At 59.9% G+C, this 20,780-nt stretch carries 21 protein-coding genes; 15 read left to right on the top strand and 6 right to left on the bottom strand.

Annotation, left to right across the window (positions count from 1 at the left end; translation table 11 throughout):
* Window positions 1–19: 19 nt before the first annotated feature.
* Window positions 20–799 (top strand): SDR family oxidoreductase, encoded by a 780-nt coding sequence (locus I9185_RS14305; protein ID WP_171724318.1) that lies wholly within the window; start codon window positions 20–22, stop codon window positions 797–799.
* Between the two features lie 290 nt (window positions 800–1,089).
* Window positions 1,090–2,952, top strand: coding sequence for an excinuclease ABC subunit UvrC (gene uvrC / locus I9185_RS14300; protein ID WP_171635096.1), 1,863 nt, complete (start codon window positions 1,090–1,092; stop codon window positions 2,950–2,952).
* Here the strand turns inward: uvrC and I9185_RS14295 are convergent.
* On the bottom strand, window positions 2,949–3,833 hold the full coding sequence (locus tag I9185_RS14295) for a DMT family transporter (RefSeq protein WP_210093374.1): 885 nt from the start codon (window positions 3,831–3,833) through the stop codon (window positions 2,949–2,951). The genes uvrC and I9185_RS14295 overlap by 4 nt on opposite strands.
* 173 nt (window positions 3,834–4,006) lie before the next feature.
* Here I9185_RS14295 and pgsA point away from each other — a divergent pair, with 173 nt between their 5' ends.
* From pgsA to I9185_RS14280, 3 genes are read left to right on the top strand one after another with little or no spacing between them, the layout of a single operon-like run.
* A complete protein-coding gene (gene pgsA / locus I9185_RS14290; RefSeq protein ID WP_117872882.1) occupies window positions 4,007–4,675 on the top strand; it encodes a CDP-diacylglycerol--glycerol-3-phosphate 3-phosphatidyltransferase in 669 nt (222 codons plus the stop codon).
* A 3-nt stretch (window positions 4,676–4,678) separates the two neighbouring features.
* On the top strand, window positions 4,679–4,924 hold the full coding sequence (gene moaD / locus I9185_RS14285; RefSeq protein WP_210093373.1) for a molybdopterin converting factor subunit 1: 246 nt from the start codon (window positions 4,679–4,681) through the stop codon (window positions 4,922–4,924).
* Window positions 4,925–4,927: 3 nt separating this feature from the next.
* On the top strand, window positions 4,928–5,371 hold the full coding sequence (locus I9185_RS14280) for a molybdenum cofactor biosynthesis protein MoaE (protein WP_171635087.1): 444 nt from the start codon (window positions 4,928–4,930) through the stop codon (window positions 5,369–5,371).
* A 35-nt stretch (window positions 5,372–5,406) separates the two neighbouring features.
* Here I9185_RS14280 and I9185_RS14275 read toward each other — a convergent pair whose 3' ends face one another.
* Window positions 5,407–6,126 carry a WYL domain-containing protein gene (locus tag I9185_RS14275; protein ID WP_210093372.1) on the bottom strand — a complete coding sequence of 240 codons (720 nt, stop codon included), beginning with the start codon at window positions 6,124–6,126 and terminating at the stop codon, window positions 5,407–5,409.
* 84 nt (window positions 6,127–6,210) lie between these two features.
* Between I9185_RS14275 and I9185_RS14270 the strand changes: the two genes are divergently transcribed.
* Window positions 6,211–6,642, top strand: coding sequence for a RidA family protein (locus tag I9185_RS14270; protein ID WP_210093371.1), 432 nt, complete (start codon window positions 6,211–6,213; stop codon window positions 6,640–6,642).
* Window positions 6,643–6,653: 11 nt separating this feature from the next.
* Here I9185_RS14270 and I9185_RS14265 read toward each other — a convergent pair whose 3' ends face one another.
* From I9185_RS14265 to ubiA, 3 genes are all read right to left on the bottom strand, one after another.
* Window positions 6,654–6,974, bottom strand: a complete 321-nt coding sequence (locus I9185_RS14265; RefSeq protein ID WP_117870533.1) for a hypothetical protein — start codon at window positions 6,972–6,974, stop codon at window positions 6,654–6,656.
* Window position 6,975: 1 nt separating this feature from the next.
* Window positions 6,976–8,913: an OmpA family protein gene (locus I9185_RS14260; protein ID WP_171724313.1), complete on the bottom strand. Its 1,938-nt coding sequence runs from the start codon at window positions 8,911–8,913 to the stop codon at window positions 6,976–6,978.
* Between the two features lie 64 nt (window positions 8,914–8,977).
* Window positions 8,978–9,940 (bottom strand): 4-hydroxybenzoate octaprenyltransferase, encoded by a 963-nt coding sequence (gene ubiA, locus I9185_RS14255; RefSeq protein WP_210093370.1) that lies wholly within the window; start codon window positions 9,938–9,940, stop codon window positions 8,978–8,980.
* A gap of 12 nt (window positions 9,941–9,952) precedes the next feature.
* Here ubiA and I9185_RS14250 point away from each other — a divergent pair, with 12 nt between their 5' ends.
* From I9185_RS14250 to I9185_RS14215, 8 genes are all read left to right on the top strand, one after another.
* Complete coding sequence (locus tag I9185_RS14250; RefSeq protein WP_171635083.1) at window positions 9,953–10,678, top strand: 16S rRNA (uracil(1498)-N(3))-methyltransferase; 726 nt, start codon at window positions 9,953–9,955, stop codon at window positions 10,676–10,678.
* Window positions 10,675–11,520, top strand: coding sequence for a GNAT family N-acetyltransferase (locus I9185_RS20615; RefSeq protein WP_210093369.1), 846 nt, complete (start codon window positions 10,675–10,677; stop codon window positions 11,518–11,520). Before I9185_RS14250 ends, I9185_RS20615 begins: the two co-directional genes overlap by 4 nt.
* The gene (locus I9185_RS14240) at window positions 11,517–12,044 is read left to right on the top strand and encodes a hypothetical protein (protein ID WP_210093368.1); all 528 of its coding nucleotides are present in this window, start codon (window positions 11,517–11,519) and stop codon (window positions 12,042–12,044) included. Before I9185_RS20615 ends, I9185_RS14240 begins: the two co-directional genes overlap by 4 nt.
* A gap of 66 nt (window positions 12,045–12,110) precedes the next feature.
* A complete protein-coding gene (locus tag I9185_RS14235) occupies window positions 12,111–13,481 on the top strand; it encodes a glutamate--cysteine ligase (protein ID WP_210093367.1) in 1,371 nt (456 codons plus the stop codon).
* Between the two features lie 70 nt (window positions 13,482–13,551).
* Window positions 13,552–14,625: a phenylalanine--tRNA ligase subunit alpha gene (pheS, locus tag I9185_RS14230; protein ID WP_210093366.1), complete on the top strand. Its 1,074-nt coding sequence runs from the start codon at window positions 13,552–13,554 to the stop codon at window positions 14,623–14,625.
* Between the two features lie 529 nt (window positions 14,626–15,154).
* Window positions 15,155–15,949, top strand: a complete 795-nt coding sequence (locus I9185_RS14225) for a polyhydroxybutyrate depolymerase (protein WP_210093365.1) — start codon at window positions 15,155–15,157, stop codon at window positions 15,947–15,949.
* Window positions 15,950–16,027: 78 nt separating this feature from the next.
* Window positions 16,028–18,424: a phenylalanine--tRNA ligase subunit beta gene (gene pheT / locus I9185_RS14220; RefSeq protein WP_210093364.1), complete on the top strand. Its 2,397-nt coding sequence runs from the start codon at window positions 16,028–16,030 to the stop codon at window positions 18,422–18,424.
* Between the two features lie 81 nt (window positions 18,425–18,505).
* Entirely contained in the window at window positions 18,506–18,952 is a 447-nt protein-coding gene (locus I9185_RS14215) for a YtoQ family protein (RefSeq protein WP_171635069.1), read from the top strand.
* A gap of 50 nt (window positions 18,953–19,002) precedes the next feature.
* Here I9185_RS14215 and I9185_RS14210 read toward each other — a convergent pair whose 3' ends face one another.
* Window positions 19,003–19,701, bottom strand: a complete 699-nt coding sequence (locus I9185_RS14210) for a glutathione S-transferase N-terminal domain-containing protein (protein ID WP_171635067.1) — start codon at window positions 19,699–19,701, stop codon at window positions 19,003–19,005.
* Between the two features lie 216 nt (window positions 19,702–19,917).
* Here I9185_RS14210 and I9185_RS14205 point away from each other — a divergent pair, with 216 nt between their 5' ends.
* A complete protein-coding gene (locus tag I9185_RS14205; RefSeq protein ID WP_171119766.1) occupies window positions 19,918–20,724 on the top strand; it encodes a mechanosensitive ion channel domain-containing protein in 807 nt (268 codons plus the stop codon).
* Window positions 20,725–20,780 lie beyond the last annotated feature (56 nt).

Here is a 20,780-nt window from a genome sequence, read left to right as displayed (position 1 = left end):
TGACCAAACGAGGTGAAGAATGACCCGAGCCCTAGTCACCGGTGCCGGTATTCGTCTGGGCCGGGCCATGGCACTGTATCTGGCAGATCGAGGTTTCGATGTGGCCGTGCATTACGCCTCATCCGAAGGTCCGGCGCAGGAGACGGCGGCAGAGGTACAGGCCCTGGGCCGAAAATCCGTGACCCTGAAGGCCGATCTGCTGGATGAAGCTCAGGTTCAGGCGCTGCTGCCCAAAGCGGCCGAGGCGCTGGGCGGGCCGATCACGTGTCTGGTGAACAACGCTTCGATCTTCGAATACGACAACATCCGCACGGCAACCCGGCAAAGCTGGGATCGACATCTCGACAGCAACCTGCGCGCGCCCTTTGTGCTGACGCAGGCCATGGCCGGTCAGGGGCTGAGCGCCGGAACAGATGAAAATGGCGAACCGCTTGCAACCGGCCTCATCGTCAACATGGTGGACATGCGTGTGCGTAAACTGACGCCCGAGTTCATGTCATACACCATCGCAAAAATGGGTTTGTGGACGCTGACCCGAACGGCGGCGCAGGCGTTGTCTCCGACGATCCGTGTCAATGCGATCGGGCCGGGCCCAACGATGCAGGGCCACCGCCAAAGCGAAGAACATTTCCAGGCACAGCGTTCAAATACCGTTTTGGAGCGGGGATCCAACCCGTCTGACATAACCGCTGCGCTTGGGTACTTTCTGGATGCACACGCGGTCACCGGACAGCTTTTATGTGTGGACGGCGGTCAGCATCTGGGTTGGAAAACTCCGGATGTTCTGGGTGTAGAATAAGTAATTCTGCTGCAAGTTTTGCACCGCTCTCAATCGTGTTACATGTGCGTTACAAAAATGTCTTTTTTTTCATACACTTGCTAAGTATGCAAAAAAATAATGTTTAAAAACAAACACTTGATAAGTTGCCTATTTTTTGTGCAAGTAAAGGAAAAGGCAAGGAAACAAGGGGATTTCTGATCTTCCGGAATTTTATCTTCACACTTATCCACAGAAACCGTGGATTTGTTTTCTCTTGATCTGACAAGCGTGAGATTGCAGCCATTGCCAGAGAATCATATCTCAGGATCATGACCACCGACAGCGAATCATCCCCCACCGGCTATGCCTGCATTCAGCGCTATGTAAAAACGCTGGACAGTTCTCCGGGCGTTTACCGCATGCTCGATACAGACAGCCGGGTTCTGTATGTTGGCAAAGCCCGAAATCTCAGGGCACGGGTGTCGAATTACACACGGCCGGGTCATTCGGGGCGGATCGAAAAGATGATCGCCGCGACGGCCTCGATGATGTTCCTGACCACGCGAACCGAGACCGAGGCCCTGCTGCTGGAGCAGAACCTGATCAAGCAGCTCAAACCCAAGTACAATGTATTGTTGCGGGATGACAAAAGCTTTCCGAACATACTGGTCGCCAAGGATCATGACTTTCCGCAGATCAAGAAACACCGAGGGGCGAAGAAGGAAAAAGGTGCCTATTTCGGCCCCTTCGCCAGTGCCGGTGCGGTGAACCGGACGTTGAACCAGTTGCAAAAAGCGTTCCTGCTGCGCAACTGCTCGGATTCGATGTTCGACAGCCGAACGCGGCCATGCCTTCTGTATCAGATCAAACGGTGTTCCGGGCCGTGTGTCGGCCTGATCTCAGAGCAGGATTACCGTGAAAGCGTGAAGGACGCCGAACGCTTCCTGTCGGGCCGCTCGACCAAGGTGCAAGAGGAACTGGCCGAGCAGATGATGGCCGCATCCGAGGCGATGGAGTTCGAACGCGCCGCAGGTCTGCGTGACCGCATCCGGGCTCTGACGCAGGTGCAGACCTCTCAGGGCATCAACCCGCGCGGTGTGGCCGAGGCGGACGTGATCGGCCTGTATATGGACAGCGGTCAGGCCTGCGTGCAGGTGTTTTTCATCCGTGCGAACCAGAACTGGGGCAACAAGGATTTCTATCCCCGCGTCGGCCCGGATGTTTCACCTGCCGAGGTGATGGAGGCCTTTCTGGGCCAGTTCTATGACAACAAGGAGCCGCCGCGTCAGCTGATCCTGTCGGACGGAATCGAAAATGTGGATCTGATGCAGGACGCGCTGACTGAGAAAGCCGGGCGCAAGGTCGAAATCCTTGTGCCGCAGCGTGGCGAAAAACAGGAACTTGTTGCCGGTGCCTTGCGCAACGCGCGCGAGGCTTTGGCCCGCCGCATGTCGGAAAGTGCCACGCAGGCCAAGTTGCTGCGCGGGCTGGCCGAGGCGTTCGATCTGGATGGTCCGCCTGGACGGATCGAGGTCTATGACAACTCTCATATTCAGGGCACCAATGCTGTCGGCGGCATGATCGTGGCCGGCCCCGAGGGGTTCATGAAGAACGCTTACCGCAAGTTCAACATTCGCGGTGATGACCTGACACCGGGTGACGACTTCGGCATGATGAAAGAGGTGCTGAACCGCCGCTTCACCAGACTGCAAAAGGAAGACCCGGACCGCGACAAAGGGCTGTGGCCCGATCTGTTGCTGATCGATGGCGGTGCCGGGCAGGTAAGCGCGGTGCATCAGATCATGGTCGAACATGGGGTCGAAGACATTCCCATGGTCGGCGTCGCCAAAGGGGTCGACCGCGACCACGGCAAGGAAGAGTTTCACCGGATCGGCCAGCGCCCCTTTGCGCTGAAACGCAACGACCCTGTGTTGTATTTCATTCAACGCCTCAGGGACGAAGCGCACCGGTTCGCCATCGGCACCCATCGTGCGAAACGCGCCAAGGCCGTGGGTGCAACGCCGTTGGATGAAATCCCAGGGGTAGGGGCTGCGCGCAAGCGTGCTCTGTTGACCCATTTCGGCAGCGCCAAAGCCGTCAGCCGGGCCAATCTGGCTGATCTGAAAGCGGTCGAAGGAATCTCGGCCGGGTTGGCGCAAAAGGTTTACGATTTCTTCCACGACAAGGGCTAGGCCTGCCGGCCCCGCCACAGGATATAAAGACCCGACGCGACGATCAGCGCGCTGCCGATCCACATGTTGGGATCCAGCCTCTCTCCAAACATGGCTACGCCAAGCCCGATGCCGAACAACAGCCGGGTGTATCTGAACGGGGTCACGGCGGACACTTCGCCGGTGCGCATCGCCTTCATCAGCGACGCATAGGCCATTACGCCCATCAGCACCGCACCGATCAGATGCACGCTGGTGTGAAGGCCAACCGGTGCAATCGGCGCGCCCTCCCAGAACCGATAGGCCACGCCGGCCACGATGATGCTGAGGAAGCCGTAGAACCCCAGGACTTCGGTTCCAAGCGTGGCAGGTGCTGCGCGGCTGGCCAGATCACGTCCGGCAAATCCCAGCATTCCCAGCACCGCCAGTATCGACAGCAGCGAAAAGCTGTCTCCGGTGGGTTGCAGGATGACGACAACGCCGATCATGCCGACAAAGATAGCGCTCCAACGCCGCCAACCGACTGTCTCGCCGAAGAACAACGCGGCGCCTGCTACAACGACCAGAGGCGTGGCTTGCAGAATCACCGTGGCCGAGGACAACGGCGTCAGTGCGATGGCCAGAACATAGAACAACCGACCAAAGACCTCGAACAGCACCCGAATTTTCATCGGGCGGGACAGAACGTCAGGTTGCAGCAGCCGCTGCCCGCGGGCCCGAGCCACCGCAGCGAAAATCACCGACCCGCCCGCGCCGAAAAGAACCAGGACCTGCCAGATCGGCAGCGCGGCTGAGGCTGCCTTCAGCAACGCATCCTCCAGCGCAAAACCGGCCATCGCGGCAACCATCCAGAGGCTGCCTATCATGTTTGACCGTGTGTCGGTTTGAATATGCGCTGTCATCTGGTACTTTCCGGCTGGGCTTGCGCGGCAATCTGACCGCAAAGCCGGTAAAGGCCAAGAGGTACTGTTCTGAGACGTCGGGCCTGCGGCGCTTTGACCAAGCGTCTGTGAGTGATGCAGTTTTTTGTCTGATTGGCTTTTCTGTCCCGGACCGGCGATATAGGGTCCAAGCCATGAAGTGGAATTTACCTAATCTCCTGACCGTCCTGCGCCTGCTGGCCGCGCCCGGGCTGGCAGTCATGTTTCTGTATTTCACCCGTCCCTATGCGGACTGGTTTGCACTGATCCTGTTCCTGTCAGCGGCGATTACCGATTGGTTCGATGGGTATCTGGCCCGCGCATGGAAGCAGGAGACCAAGATCGGAGCGATGCTGGATCCGATCGCCGACAAGGCTATGGTGGTGATCGCGCTTATGATCCTTGTGGGCTATTCGACCGAGCACTGGACGCCGTGGCTTGTCCTTCCTGCAACCGTGATCCTGTTTCGCGAAGTCTTTGTCTCGGGCCTGCGGGAATATCTGGGCGATGTGGCCGGGACGCTCAAAGTCACCAAACTGGCCAAATGGAAGACCACGGCCCAGATGGTCGCCATCGCGGTTCTGTTTTCGCAGGGTATCTTCGAGCACTATGCCGTGATGGCAAGTTTTGGCATGGATGCCGAGCTGGTCGAGCAGATCATTGCGGGTCAGGTCGAAGACGTGAACCACCTGCGTCTGAATGTCGATGGCATGTATTGGGCGGGTCAGGTCGGGCTGTGGCTGTTGTGGATTGCGGCAACGCTTACATTGATCACCGGCTATGACTATCTACGTAAGGCCATGCCTCATCTGAAGGAGAGCTAACCGATGGATGTTCTGTATTTCGCCTGGGTGCGCGAACGCATCGGCTTGCCAAAGGAAAAGGTCGAAACGCAAGCGGCGACGGTCAGCGAATTGGTGGCAGAACTGAGCGCTCGGGAAGAGCGCTATGCCGCGGCATTTGCCGATCTGTCCGCGCTGCGCGTTGCGTTGGATCAGGAGCTGTCGGATTTCGATGCGTCGCTGTCAGGTGTTCGGGAAGTTGCGTTTTTCCCGCCGATGACGGGCGGTTGACCGATGCGGATCGCGGTTCAGGAGGAGGCATTTGATCTGGGGGCCGAGGCCAATGCCTTTGCCGCCGGGGATGATTCCAACGGCGCCATCGTCACCTTCACCGGCGTTGTGCGTGATCTGGCGAGCGGTGATCTGGATGTGATGGAGATCGAGCACTATCCCGGTATGACCGAACGCGCCCTGACCAAGATCGCCGAAGAGGCGCAGGCGCGTTGGGCATTGGGTGACGTGCTGGTGATTCACCGCCATGGACGTCTGGCCCCGGGCGACAAGATCATGATGGTGGCCACCGCTGCACGGCATCGCAAGGATGCGTTCGAGGCGGCGGAGTACCTGATGGATTACCTGAAATCCCGTGCTCCCTTCTGGAAGAAAGAAATCACCCGGTCGGGTGCGGAATGGGTTGCCGCCAAGGATGAGGATGAAGACGCGCTGACCCGGTGGTGAGGATGCGTCGAGCGGGCGGATCGGCTGACGCGGCCTTATTTCGGCAGATCATTGAACGGGCAAACATCGTCTTCGAACGGAACTCTCTTGCGGCGGAACATGGCACCCTCAACGCATTCCGGGTCGCTGATCCTGTCCATGCGGAAATGCCGAAAATCATCTCGCTGCGGATCCCAGGCAACCAGGTACCAGAGCGGTGGCAGGATCAGCATAGCTTGCGGTTCAACTTCGCGAAAACTCTGGACACCTTTGGCGTCGCGATAACCAAAGCGCAGGTAAAGCCGGTTCAGAAACGCCTGTTCGAAGGCGGGCAGAAGGGCCGCATCCATGGGTCCGAGGTCTGACAGGTTCTGCTGAGGCGACAATTGTCCAACGTAGAGGCAATCGAGAAAGCGACGCAGATCGCGCACCCGGTCCGCTGGCAGGGATTTTTCGATCTTGGCCAGACCTGCATCCGCCAGATCCGAGAACGGCAATGCACGTGCCGCCCGCATTGACGCCACGCCGAGCAGCAGGGCAAAAACTTCGGTTACCGACAACCGGGCGGTTGTTTGGACGGATTGCGGATCAAGTTGCAGCCCGCCACCCCGGCCACATTCGGAATAGATTACAAATCCCTGATCACGCAGTGCAGCGATGTCGCGCAGGATGGTGCGGCGCGAGACGCCGACCTCTGCGGCCAGCGCATCTACGGTGGAACTGCTGTTGCGTCGTAGGATACGGGCGATGGCGTCTTGTCTGGTCGCGGCTTTCATTAGCCCAACCTAGCATATTCAGTGACAAAATTTGGCACTAATACCGTCTAGACCTGTCCTTGCACTTCAGCAAGGATTTCGAACATGACACTTGAAAAACAAAATCTCGAAACGACCCTGCGTCCTCAGATCGTCAATCCCGGAAACCTCCACGACCCATCCCCGAACGGCTATAGCACCGCCGTTGTAACCCCGGGCGCCGGTCGGTTGGCCTTTGTCTCGGGTCAGGGTGGGCAGGATCAAACCGGAGCGTTGTCGCCTGATTTCGGCGCGCAGGTCGAACAGGCCTATACCAATCTCAAGGCGGTGATCCACGCGCTTGGGGCGCAGTGCGATCAGGTTGTGAAGTTGACGGTTTACGTGGTGGACCACGACTTGTCGAAACTCGGCCTGCTGACTGACGCCGTCAGACGCGTGTTTGGAGATACTCTGCCAGCGCAAACCCTGGTTCCGGTGCCAAAGCTGGCAATCGAACCGATGCTGTTCGAAGTTGAGGCTGTCGTTTACCTGAACTGATACTGTAGCGTCTAGTCGGCGTTGTTGATCCGACCGCGCATTTCCTCGGCCTCTTGCCGCGCGGCGCGCAGACCGTCCATGGCTGCGGCCAGTTCTGCCTCTGTCTGGGTCAGCTGGTTGGTCAGCTCGGCTTCACGTTGCTGAAGATAGGTTATGGCCTGATCGCGGGTTTCTTCCGCTTCGTGCAGTTCCTGGCTCATGCGATCCAGATCGGCAACGTCGCTTTGGCGGACGCGGGACAGGCGGTGTGCCAGCCAGTTGGCAAACCAGCCCATGCAGAAGGCCGCAAACAGGATGACGGCTGTGGCAATGATGAATTCGGTTCTGTTCAACTTACTGGTCCTCTGCGTCCGTGTCTGGTGCGGTCGATTCGGTCTGATCCGTTTCAGGCGCGTCAGCCTCAGCCCCAGCCTCGGCCTCAGCCTCGAGCGCTTCGAGACCTGTTTCGGAGGCTTCGACCGGCTCGGGACGGATCAGCCGGAACTCGATCCGCCGGTTGGCTTCGCGGCCTTCTTCGGTGTCGTTGTCCGCGATGGGCTGTGTTTCACCATATCCAACGGCAGTGTAGCTGCTGGTGGGAATGCGCCGCCCGCGCAGCTCGTTCAGAATCGATTGCGCCCGTGCCTGGCTGAGCTGTTGGTTCATCTCTTCGCGGCCCTGGCTGTCGGTATGGCCCTGGATCTCCAGCCGGATCGGCCCGCAGTCGCGCAGGATGTCGGCGATCTGGTTCACCGTATCGCGCGAGTCGGATGCGATCGTCGCTGATCCGGGTTCGAACGCAATTTTGCTGACGGTCTGGATTTCGGCGATCTGCGCTTCGCAGACTTCAGGATCGGGCAGCGCGTCTTCGGGCTCTGGCGGAGGCTGATAGGTGATCGTCAGGGTGAATTCCTGCCCTTCGCCCAGCTTGTCCGACAACTGACCTGCGATACGGGCCTTGGCATCCTCTTCATGGCTGAGGCCGGTCAGTTCGACCGAGCCTGGTGTTACGGTCAGGGCCCCGTTGTGAAGCTGGGCCAACGCCTCGAGGCCGGCCAGAACACGCACCGGCCAATCTGCCGGAAGCCCCGGCGCGATGCGGGTCGCGGTATAGACCTGATCCGAGCCGAAGGCCGCGCGGGCATAGCTGTCGACCATGTCCCGCAACGTTTCATCCCCCAGGCGCCCTCGTAGTTGCACAAGCCCTTCGGGGCTGCGGGTCGCCGAGAACTCGACGGGTCCGGTCTGTTCGCTGGTTTCAGGTTCCGGCAGCACGGCATGCAGGGCAAAGACCTGAGGCAACGCTGTTTCAAGTTCACCTACAACCCGGTCGAACAAGGCTGGATCCGTGCCTTGCGCCGCAACCAGGGTGATGTCCGCATCCGACATCGTGACCGAGCCTTTGCCGATTCTGGCCAGTGCCTGAATGCTCTTCTCGGCGGCTTCGGGCCAGCGTGGCGAGGGCTCGCCCAGACCGATGGTGCAGGAATATGTTCCCGACAAGCCGGCATCGCGCGCAGCGGTCACGATCCGGTCGCGTGCTTTTGCATCTTGTGCCGAGCAGGCGTCAAATTGCCCACCGTTTTCGTTGATCAGAAAACGCAGCGTAAAGGGCGTTATGACGGGACGAGGTGCCGAGATCGCCAGCCCGATCCGCAGGCTGGGCGGCGCGGCGCGGGTCAGATCGCGTTCGAGACGTTGTTTTTCCTGTTGGCTGTCCGCAATGGCAGTGATTTTGACCAAATCGGCGTTTGCGGAAATTTTGGCACGTGGCAGGCTGGCCAGCGCCTCGATGGCATATGATATCGCGGCATCCCAACCGTCGGGCTTGGGGTAATCCGCGGTTTCCATCAGGTCCGAAACTGCGATGTTGCGGTCGAGGTTGCCCAGCCTTCTGATCAGGGCATCTCTGTCTTCGCTGGCCGGGATCAGGCCGATGATCGAGATGCCGTGATCGTTGCGCAGAATTTCCGCCGAAAAGCGCGGCGGCGCCAGGGCAGAGGTCGCTTCAACCTCCATTTCATCGATTACGCGGGACGCATCGACCTCGGTTCCGGCTGCGGTCAGTGCGTTGAACCGTGTCGCCTCATCGGGTGCAATCCCGGTCAGGACCACGCGTAAGCCGTCCGACTCGACCTCGGCCCAGTCGTGCCCTTTGAGGTCAAGCGCCCGGCGCACGGCGAATTCCGATGTCTCTTCGATCTTTGTGACGGCATAGCTGGCTGCCAAAAGCGACAGCCCGGCTGATACAAGAAAGATCAGGGAAACAACGATAAAATACGGCAGACGCATATTTGGGTTTGACACTCCTCAGGCGGTTGGGCCGATCTTTACAGGCCACGTTCAGCAGGTGCAATCAGAGCAACAGGGCGACGCAGAGGAAGATCAGCGGAATCAAGCCAGTGTCGCGGTTGACCCTGAACAATTGCAACAGCCTGGCATTGTCTTCGATGTCCAGCGTGCGGAGTTGCCACATCATGTGCCAGCCCATTGCCCAAGGCCCACAGAGCGCAACACCCAATGCCAGCATCGAGGTCTCCGGCACCCCTGCATCGACGATGGCCAGCCCCATCAGCGACACGGTCGCCACCAAAAAGTACTTCAGCCACCGCGCTGTATCGGCTCCGAACAGACGAGCGGTTGATTTGATGCCGATCAGTTCGTCATCCTCGGCATCCTGATGCGCATAGATGGTATCGTAGAACAGGGTCCACGCGATTCCAGACAGGTAAAGCGTCACCGCAGGCCACCCCACGGAACCGCTATGCGCCGCCCAGGCCAGAAGGGCGCCCCAGTTGAAGGCCAGCCCCAGAAACACCTGAGGCCACCAGGTAAATCGTTTGGCAAACGGATAGATCGTCACGGGCAACAGGGACAGAACACCCATTGCGATTGCCGCCTGATTGAAGCTGAGAAGGATACCAAGCGCCAGAATGCATTGCAGGATCATCCAGACCACGGCCTGCCGGACACTGACCTGACCCGACGGAATCGGGCGCGAGCGCGTGCGTTCGACCTGCCCGTCGAATTCCCGGTCCGTAATGTCATTCCACGTGCAACCGGCGCCCCGCATCAGAAAGGCCCCAAATGCGCATCCCAAGGCGATCCACAGATCTTCCCAACGCGGCTGACCATCATGCAGGATCGCCAGCGCCAGCCCCCACCAACAGGGAATCAGCAGCAGCCATGTCCCGATGGGCCGGTCCGCGCGGCTGAGGCGCAGATAGGGGCGGGCAAAGGCCGGGGCGTGGGTGTCGACCCAGTTGCCGCTGACGGCATCGGCGACTTGACCATCTGGTGTTGGGGCATTGCCTTGCATATGTAGGGTCTCATGAGTGCGAAGATCAGACTGTATGTAGAGCAGCCCTTGGGTCAGGGGCAATCGGTTCCTTTGACGCGCGACCAGGCGCACTACCTCTTTGGTGTCATGCGCCTTGCGGTCAAAGGGCAGGTCGCCCTGTTCAACGGGCAGGACGGAGAGTGGTTGGCCGAAGTCTCCGAAGCGGGAAAACGCGGCGGGACGCTAACCTGCCTTGAACAGACGAAACCGTTGCAGCTGCCGCCCGATCTGTGGTTCCTGTTCGCGCCCATAAAAAAGGCCCGCACCGATTTCATCGTGGAAAAAGCCGCCGAAATGGGCGCGGCGCGTATCCTGCCGGTGCAGACCGAGTTCACCAATTCCGAACGCATTCGTCAGGACCGCCTGCAGGCCCATGCCGTCGAGGCGGCCGAGCAGTGTGGCGGAACCTTCGTGCCTGAGGTTGCCGAATTGCAGCGGTTGGATCGGCTGCTGGATGCATGGCCCGAAGATCGGCAACTGATGTTCTGCAACGAAGCCGAGGTTGGATCGGCCCTGCGATTGGCCGCCAATGAAAAAGGACGGCCCTGGGCGATTCTCATCGGCCCAGAAGGCGGGTTTTCGGACCAGGAACGCGCGCGTCTGACAGGGTTGCCATTCGCGCATGTGGTCAGCCTTGGCCCTCGTATCCTGCGGGCCGACACGGCAGCGGTGGCTGCATTGACCATGTGGCAGCAGGCGCTGGGGGATTGGGCGTGATCCAAGAAGCCTCGCCGTCTGATGCCCCGGCCATTGAGGCGTTTTTGGCCAAACATCCCGATACTTCCATGTTTCTGCGCAGCAACCTGTTGGCGCACGGGATTGGATTTGGAGACGATGACCACTCCACCCGGTTCTTCATTTGGGGGCAGGATCGCATCCAAGGCGTATTCGGCCTGACCAAAAAGGGCTACCTGGTGACGCAACTGCCCGATTGTTCGCCAGAGGCAGCTCAGGCCTTTGCGGGTCGGATCGCAGGTCAGACCGTACTGGGCATGACAGGGGCTGCAAAACAGGTTGAGATGATATTGGACGCGCTAGGGCTTGGACAGGCCGGTTATCGCCTGCATCATGATGAACCCCTGTACCGCCTGGATCTGGGCGAAATCCCAGAGGCACCGATTCCATTTCGCGCCCTTTCCGAGGCAGACCGGCCGTTACTGACGCGTTGGTTTGCGGATTACTTCGAGGATACCGACCAGGCCAAAGGGCAAGAGGCGCGTGAAATGGCCTCAGATCGGATCACCACCGATATTCAATCAGGCAGGGCGATTGTCATGCTGGAAGACGACGCCCCCGTAGCCATGGCCGCCATCAATGCATCAGTCCGGGATCAGGTTCAGGTCGGCGGTGTATTCGTGCCGCGCGAGAACAGAAACTGTGGGCTCGGACGCAAGGTCACAACGGCTGTGCTGCAAAAGGCGAGGACCGAGGGCGCGAACAAGGCCATCCTGTTCGCCAACAATCCACCTGCTGCGCGAGCCTATGAGGCGATGGGGTTTCAGCAGATCGGCTGGTATCGGATCGCCCTGTTGCAAACACCACAAAAGGTGCTGTCATGAGTTTCATCCGACCCGAGGCAAAACTGGCCCTGTGGCGCTGGCGCGAAGTGCTGGTAGCCGGGTTTGTCCTGATCCTCGGTCTCAGCTGGATCAACGGGCCGGGTGGTCTGCTGGGGTGGATCGGCTGGCTGCTTGTCGCTGTCGCAATCGCCCTGGCGGTGATCGGGGTGCAGCGCGCAAGGTTCAGAACCGGCACTGGCGGACAGGGTGTCGTGACCGTCGATGAAGGTCAGATCACCTATTTCGGCCCACTGGATGGCGGCATCATCGCCACGCGCGAGATCGAGCGGCTGGCGCTCGATCCGACCTCGACGCCGGCGCATTGGGTGTTGGAACAACCGGGTCAGGCGGTGCTTCACATTCCTGTGAATGCGGAAGGGGCCGAGGCGCTGTTCGATGTCTTCTCGGCGCTGCCGGGCCTGAAAACCGAGCATATGCTGGCCGAACTGAACGGTGAATCGGCCCATCCGGTCGTGATTTGGGAGCGTACGTCCTCGCGCCCTCCACACCTTCGGCTGCATTGACACCGGCGCGGTTTGCCCCCACGACTGGCCAAAAGACAGACACATCAGGATCGGAGCACGGGTCTCATGTCCATCCCCCAGTCCGGCGGCGGACCAATCGAACGCCACGAGCAATTGGCCGAATATCTGGAGTCGGGCTGCAAGCCCAAGTCAGACTGGCGCATCGGCACCGAGCATGAGAAATTCGGCTACTGCAAAGACACGCTGAAACCGTTGCCGTTTGAGGGTGCGCGATCCATCGTGGCGGTGTTGGAGGGCCTGCGCGACCGGCACGGTTGGGCCGAAGTCCGTGAAGCGGGTCATCTGATCGGTCTGGAAAAGGATGGCGCCAATGTCAGCCTGGAGCCGGGCGGCGCGCTGGAGCTGTCGGGTGCTCCGCTCGAGACCATCCACGAAACCTGCGATGAGGTGAACACCCACCTGCGCGAGGTGAAGGACATCGCTGATGAGATCGGCGTGGGTTTCATCGGTCTGGGCGCGGCACCGACCTGGACACATGAGGAAATGCCGCTGATGCCCAAGGGGCGGTATCGGCTGATGAACGACTATATGGAAAAGGTCGGCACCATGGGCCGCGCCATGATGCGACGGACCTGCACGGTTCAGGTCAACATCGATTTCGGGTCCGAGGCCGACATGGTGCAGAAACTGCGCGTGGCGTTGGCCTTGCAGCCGGTGGCAACGGCGTTGTTTGCGAACTCGCCCTTTTTCGAAGGCAAGGTAAATGGCCAGAAAAGCTGGCGCAGTTACATCTGGCGGCATCTGGACGATGCGCGTACGGGCATGCTGCCTTTCGTGTTCGAAGACGGCTTCGGGTTCGAGCGCTACGTGCAATACGCGCTCGATGTTCCGATGTATTTCGTCTATCGCGATGGCCAGTACATCAATGCGCTGGGCATGTCGTTCCGCGACTTCCTGAAAGGCGAACTGCCCGCTCTGCCGGGTGAAACGCCCACGCTCAGCGATTGGGCCGACCACCTGACCACCGCCTTCCCCGAGGCGCGGATCAAGAAATTCATGGAAATGCGCGGGGCCGATGGCGGCCCATGGCGTCGTCTGTGTGCCTTGCCCGCCTTCTGGGTTGGCCTGACTTACGATCAAACGGCCCAGGACGCGGCCTGGGATCTGGTCAAAGGCTGGGATACCGAGACCCGCGAGGCGCTGCGTGTCGCGGCTGCCAAAGACGGTCTGCAAGCGAAGGTCGGCACCATCAACATGCACGATCTGGCGCGTGAGGTTGTGGCGATCTCCGAAGCCGGCCTGAAAGCCCGCGCCTATCCCGGGGCCGGTGGTCTGGTTCCGGACGAGACCCATTTCCTCAACGCGCTCAAGGACAGCATCCAAAGCGGGAAAGTGCCTGCGGATGAGTTGCTGGAACACTACAACGGCGACTGGAACGGTGATCTGACCCGGATTTTCCCCGAATACAGCTATTGATCCGCCCGGTCCCGCTTGCATTCGCGGGGCTGGCCCGATAGCAGGTTGGCGACCAAATTCAGAGGGCGTCATGGACGATCTTAAGGCAAAATATCTGGGCCAAATCGCCGAAGCAGGCGATGAAAACGCGCTTGAGGCGATCCGCGTCGCTGCCGTGGGCAAAAAAGGCGAGGTCGCGCTGAAGATGCGCGAGTTGGGTAAAATGACGCCCGAGGAACGCCAGGTGGCAGGCCCCGCGCTGAACGCCCTGAAGGATGAGATCAACTCGGCCCTGTCCGCCAAAAAGGCCGCTCTGGCCGATGCCGCGCTGGATGAGCGTCTGCGCACCGAATGGCTGGACGTCACCCTGCCGACCCGCGCGCGCCGTCAGGGCTCGATCCACCCGGTCAGCCAGGCGACCGAGGAACTGACCGCGATCTTTGCCGAACTGGGTTTCTCTGTGGCCGAAGGTCCGCGGATCGAAACCGACTGGCACAACTTCGACGCCCTGAACATCCCCGGCCACCACCCCGCGCGGGCCGAGATGGACACGTTCTACATGCGCCGCGCCGAGGGCGACAATCGCCCGCCGCATGTGCTGCGGACCCACACATCCCCTGTGCAGATCCGGTCGATGGAGAAACAGGGCGCGCCCATCCGCGTGATTTGTCCGGGCGGCGTCTATCGCGCCGACTATGACCAGACCCACACGCCGATGTTCCATCAGGTCGAAGGGCTGGCCATCGATAAGGACATCTCGATGGCGAACCTGAAATGGGTTCTGGAAGAGTTCGTGAAGGCGTTTTTCGAGGTCGACGACGTCGAACTGCGCTTCCGCGCCTCGCACTTCCCCTTCACCGAGCCGTCGGCCGAGGTCGATATCCGCTGTTCCTGGGATAACGGTCAGCTGAAGATCGGCGAGGGCGACGACTGGATGGAGATTCTGGGCTCGGGCATGGTCCACCCCAAGGTGATCGCCGCCGGTGGCATCGACCCCGAGGTCTATCAGGGCTTTGCCTTTGGCATCGGCATCGACCGTCTGGCGATGCTGAAATACGGTATTCCCGATCTGCGGGCGTTCTTTGATTCCGACCTGCGCTGGCTGCGCCACTACGGGTTCGCAGCGCTGGATATGCCGAACCTGCATGGTGGTTTGAGCCGGTAAGTGTACCCGTTGGGTTTATTTCTGGCGCGTTATGTCGATTGGTGCAAAAGGCGCGCCAAAGGTATTCGGTTGTGGCAAATATTTGGATTGTTCACGCTCTCATTTGTCGCAATGCTCTTGGTTTTCGGGTTTGGCGGGGAGTTGTTCGGCTACTTGTTCACAGTCGTAGTTGTTCTTCCTGTAATGCACTTTTTGCAAATCGCCGGGGACGTTTGGTTAAAGGACAAAACTCGCCGCCAAGACGAGAATGAGCAGCTTCAGAAGACTAGAAAGCTCTTGAAAGATTTCCGGAAGTAGAATGCGCGGAGCAAAGGCCGATAGGCCGCCGCGCTATCGCCAGACCGCCCGTACGGGCTGGCGATTTGTCTCCGCAAGTACAACGCTCGAACAGCGCGCGGATTTGGCAATCATAAACCGCCCAACTCAAACCACGGATCGCCACCCCGCGGTCTGGCGACAGCGCGGCTTGTCACAATCTCGCACGGGGTTGTGACGTGACAGCGGGCGCAGGCTCGTTAGGGTTCGGCAGATGATTTACCGACTGCTCTGCCTTCTCCTGCTGACCGCCACCCAAGCCGTTGCCGTGGATACCTGCCACGGTGATACCGCCTGTCAGGTCGGGGACCGCTCGTATCATGTGTTGGAGCCGGATGGGTGGGACGGCGAAACGCCTCTGCCGGTGTTGCTGCATTTCCACGGTTGGGCGCGGCAGGGGACCGTGGTGGTGAACCACGAGCGCATCGCCGGAGCCACAAAGCTGCGCGGTGTGCTGCTGGTGGCTCCGAACGGGTTGGGCAAAAGCTGGGATTTCTGGACCTCGAACACGGGCGACGTGCCTTTTGCTGATCGGGTGCTTGAGGATGTAGCCCAACGCTATCCGATTGACCCGGATCGCATCTATGTCTCGGGCTATTCCTTTGGCGGCGCGATGGCGTGGCGTTATGTCTGCCAGTCGGGCAATGACACTGCCGCGCTCTTGGGCATTGCAGGCACCATTCGTCAGACTGAGCACTGCCCGCAGGCCCCGGCCGAGGTGCGCCATGTGCACGGAACCAGCGATACCGTAATGGACTTCCCCTTTGGCCCGGGAGGGGACACGACCTATCCGGTGGCGCTGTGGCGGCAGAAATTCGGCTGCGAAACAGCGACGCCGCGTGGCGATTGGAGCGTGGTGCCGATCCTGACGCTCAGCCGGGTGGAGTGGACCGATTGCACGCAGGGGCAGGTTTCACTGGACACGCATCCGGGTGGGCATTTCATCCCACACGGCTGGATCGGACGGCAGCTGGACGAGCTTTTGGGCCGCACCCCTACCTATCCGTGACGCAGGGCGCTTGCACCCCGGCCCATTCTTTGTCATTGCCTGTGCCGACTGGATATCTGCCAAAAAAGGCCCCGAGCAATGAAATTCACTCTGTCCTGGCTGAAAGACCACCTCGACACCGATGCGTCGGTTGATGAGATCACTGAGGCGCTGACCGACCTTGGCCTTGAGGTCGAAGAGGTCATCAACCCGGCTGACAAGCTCAAGGGCTTTACGCTGGGCTATGTGAAACACGCGGAAAAACACCCTGACGCCGACAAGCTGCGTGTCTGCAAGGTGGACACGGATGAAGGCGAGTTGCAGATCATCTGCGGCGCGCCAAACGCCCGCGAAGGGATCACTGTCGTCGTCTGTAAACCGGGCATGTATATCCCCGGTCTGGACCTGACGATCAGCGTTGGCAAGATCCGCGGCGTCGAAAGCTTTGGGATGATGGCTTCCGAGCGCGAGCTGGAATTGTCGGACGAACATGACGGCATCATCGAATTGCCCTCGGGCGAGGTCGGTGACAGGTTCGTTGATTGGCTTGCCGAGAATGACCCGTCGAAAGTCGATCCCGTGATCGAGATCGCAATCACTCCCAACCGGCCCGATGCGCTGGGCGTGGAAGGCATCGCGCGTGATCTGGCGGCGCGTGGGATCGGCACTTTGAAACAGCGCGACTACGTGCCGGTGCCCGGAGATTTCGAAAGCCCGATCAAGGTGACGATTGACGACGACACGCTGGACGGCGCGCCGCATTTCACCGGCCGTCTGATCCGTGGTGTGAAGAATGGCCCCAGCCCGCAATGGTTGCAGGATCAGTTGAAGGCGATTGGTCTGCGTCCGATTTCGGCGCTGGTGGATATCACCAACTATATGACCTTTGACCATAACCGTCCGCTGCATGTGTTTGACGCGGACAAGGTGCAGGGCAACCTTCGCGTTCACCGCGCCAAAGGCGGTGAAACCCTGGTGGCGCTGGACGAGAAGGAATACACGCTACAGCCCGGCATGATGGTTATTTCCGATGACAAAGGCCCGGAATCCATCGCAGGCATCATGGGCGGTCAGGAAACCGGCTGCACCGAGGATACGGTGAATGTGTTCCTGGAAAGCGCGTTCTGGGATCATGTGCAGATCGCGCTGACGGGTCGGGCGCTGAAAATCAATTCGGACGCGCGGTATCGGTTCGAACGCGGCGTGGACCCTGAATACACGCTGGAAGGGCTCGAGCACGCAACCCAGTTGATTCTGGACATCTGCGGCGGCGAAGCGTCCAAAGTGGTCGAGGCGGGCAAAGCGCCGAACCACGCGCGTGCGTACAAGCTGGATGCCGAACGGGTGCAGTCTCTGGTCGGGATGGACATTCCCGAAAGCGAGCAGCGTCAGACGCTGACCCGTCTGGGTTTCCGTCTGGAGGGCGAGATGGCCCACGTGCCCAGCTGGCGCCCCGATATCATGGGTGAGGCCGATCTGGTGGAAGAGGTCGCACGGATCGCCTCGTTGACCAAGTTGCAGGGCAAACCCTTGCCGCGCGTCACCGATGGTATTCCCAAGCCGGTGATGACACCGACGCAGCGCCGCCAGTCCATGGCGCGCCGCACCTGCGCCGCGCTGGGTTACAACGAATGTGTCACCTATACGTTCATCGATCAGGCTTCGGCTGCTTTGTTCGGTGGCGGGGATGACGCGACCATGCTTGAAAACCCGATCTCGTCCGAGATGAGTCACATGCGCCCAGATCTGCTGCCCGGATTGTTGCAGGCCGCAGCCCGCAATCAGGCACGCGGATACGCCGACGTCGCCCTGTTCGAGGTTGGCCCCGTTTTCCATGATGGCGAACCCGGCGACCAGAAAACCCAGATCGCCGGCCTGCTGGTTGGCCGCAACGGCCCCAAGGATGTGCACGGGGCCTCGCGCCCGGTGGATGTCTTTGATGCCAAGGCGGATGCCGAGGCCGTTCTTGCGGCGATCGGAGCACCGGCCAAGGTGCAGATTCTGCGCGACGGCGATGCCTGGTGGCATCCGGGTCGTCACGGCAAGATCTGTCTGGGTCCCAAAAAGGTGCTGGGTGTTTTTGGTGAGCTGCACCCGCGCGTGTTGCAGGCGATGGATATCAAGGGTCCGGCAATGGCCTTTACGATCTGGCCTGACGAGGTTCCCTTGCCCCGCAAGTCCGGCGCCACACGTGCCGCATTGGAATTGCGTGACTTGCAAGCGGTTGAACGTGACTTTGCCTTTGTCGTTGATGACAACGTCGAGGCGCTGACATTGGTGAACGCGGCGGCAGGTGCCGACAAGGCGCTGATCGAAGATGTACGTGTCTTTGACGAATTCATCGGCGGCAGCCTGGGTGAAGGTAAAAAATCGTTGGCCATAACGGTACGTTTGCAGCCGACAGAGCAGACGCTGAAGGAAAAGGACATCGAAGCGGTGGCCGAAAAGATCATCGCCAAGGTCACCAAGGCAACCGGCGGTGTTCTGCGGGGCTGATGCAGGACCGCCTCCGGCGGGAGTATTTCAGAAAAGATGAAGGGGCGGTGGCGCCCTTTCCGTGTTTACGGAGGACGAAAGATGCTGAACGTGTACCTCTCTGGCGAAATCCACACCGATTGGCGCGAACAGATCATCGACGGCGCGCAGGGGTTGGACATCACATTCAACAGCCCGGTGACGGACCACGCGGCAAGCGACGATTGCGGCGTTGCCATTCTGGGGGAAGAGCCGAACAAATACTGGCATGACCACAAGGGGGCGATGGTCAACGCGATCCGGACCCGAAAGGGCATTTCGGATGCCGACGTGGTGGTTGTCCGGTTTGGCGACAAGTACAAACAGTGGAACGCGGCTTTTGATGCGGGCTATGCCGCAGCGCTGGGTAAATCCATTATCGTGCTGCACGGTCCCGAGCATCAGCACGCGTTGAAAGAAGTGGATGCAGCCGCGCTGGCCGTGGCGGAAAAGCCCGAGCAGGTTGTTGAAATCCTGCGGTATGTGCTGACGGGCGCACTGCCGGGCTGAGTTTTGCAATGCGGGTGCCGGTTTCGGCACCCCGTCGATTGCGAAGCAGATCAAGCGCGTGCGGGTATGGTCTTGCCGCGCTGCACCGCCGGGCGTTGCATGAAACGGTCGACATAGGCGACGACATTGGCGTAGCCGTCCCAGCCAACAACCTCTTTCGCGCCGTAGAAGTCCAGAGCATTCAACCAGGGGGCAAGAGCGATATCGGCGATGGAGTAATCGCCGGCGATCCAGTCTTTCCCTTCCAGTTGCGTGTTGACCACGTTCAAAAGGCGTTTGGCCTCGTTGATATAGCGTTCGCGCGGTCGGGGGTCTTCGATTTCGCTGCCCGCGAATTTGTAGAAAAAGCCAAGCTGGCCAAACATTGGCCCCACGCCCCCCATTTGGAACATCAGCCATTGCGTAATGCGATGCTTGTCTGCTGCGCTTTGTCCCAGCAACATGCCTGATTTCTCGGCCAGATACAGCAGGATTGCCCCGCTTTCGAACAGGGCCAGCGGCTCACCGTCCGGCCCGTTGGGATCGATTATGGCTGGGATTTTGTTGTTTGGGTTCAGCGACAGAAACTCGGGGCTTTTGACATCCGCATCCGACAGCGTCACCAGATGGGGCTCATAGGGCAGGCCGGTTTCCTCCAGCATGATCGACGCCTTCACGCCGTTTGGAGTCGGATAGGAATACAGTTGAATCCTGTCCGGGGATTGCGCGGGCCAGCGCGCCATGATCGGATGCGGTTCGTTGTCCAGCATTAGGGGCTCCTGTTTGGCTGTCCCTGTAAAAGCTAGGGGCCACGCCTGATTTATTTAAGCCCTTGGCGATGTGCATTTCCGGTCAGGCCGTGTTTTCTGACGAACAAAGGGGAAATCCCACGAAACTCGCACCTAGACCGGAAGCCAAACTTGGCTCACAATCTGGTGACCCCCGCGAAAACCTCGCGGGTTTCTTGCTGTTGAAAGGAGATGGGCGTGGATGAGGTCGTAACACAGGTGGGTGCATTTGCCCCGCTGATCATGAGTGCCGTCAAGGCGCTTGTCGTTCTGATCCTGGGCTGGATCGTGGCTGGTGCAATCGGGGGCATGGTTCGCCGCCGGATCAATTCGACGCCGCATATTGATCCGACGCTTGGGAACTTTATGGCAAGCCTGGTCAAATGGGCCATTCTGGCCATGGTTCTGGTTGCGGTTCTAGGCATCTTCGGAATTGAAGCCACCAGCATCGTCGCCATTCTGGGTGCTGCGTCCCTGGCTATCGGCCTGGCGCTGCAAGGCACACTCAGCGATCTGGCGGCCGGTGTGATGCTGGTTGTCTTCCGGCCCTACAAGCTGGGACAATTTGTTGATATCGGCGGCACGTCGGGCACCGTAAAGGACCTGAACCTGTTCACCACCGAACTGGTGACGCCGGACAACGTGCAGATCATTGTTCCGAACGGTCAGGCATGGGGCTCGATTATCACGAACTACTCTGCCCATGACACGCGTCGTGTCGATCTGGTATTCGGAATCGACTATGGTGACAGCGCTGACAAAGCCATGCAGATCATTCTGGATGTGGCCAAAGCGGACAGCCGCATTCACAGCGACCCGGAACCCTGGGTTCGGGTAACGAACCTGGGTGACAGTTCGGTGGATCTGACAGCACGGCTGTGGTGCTCGGCGCCAGACTATTGGGATGTCAAATTCGAGCTGACGAAAACGATCAAGGAAGCCTTTGACGACAAGGGTATTTCGATCCCTTACCCTCATTCTGTGGAGATCCAGAAACAGGGGTGACGGCTCCCGCCCGTCGATCGGGCATTCGAAAATGCCCTCCTCCCGTTGGGCCGGGC

Source organism: Ruegeria sp. HKCCSP346, from assembly GCF_017872595.1.
Taxonomy (GTDB): domain Bacteria; phylum Pseudomonadota; class Alphaproteobacteria; order Rhodobacterales; family Rhodobacteraceae; genus Ruegeria.
The sequence above is the reverse complement of the archived record's forward strand: the minus strand, read 5'-3'. Positions and strand labels throughout refer to the sequence as shown.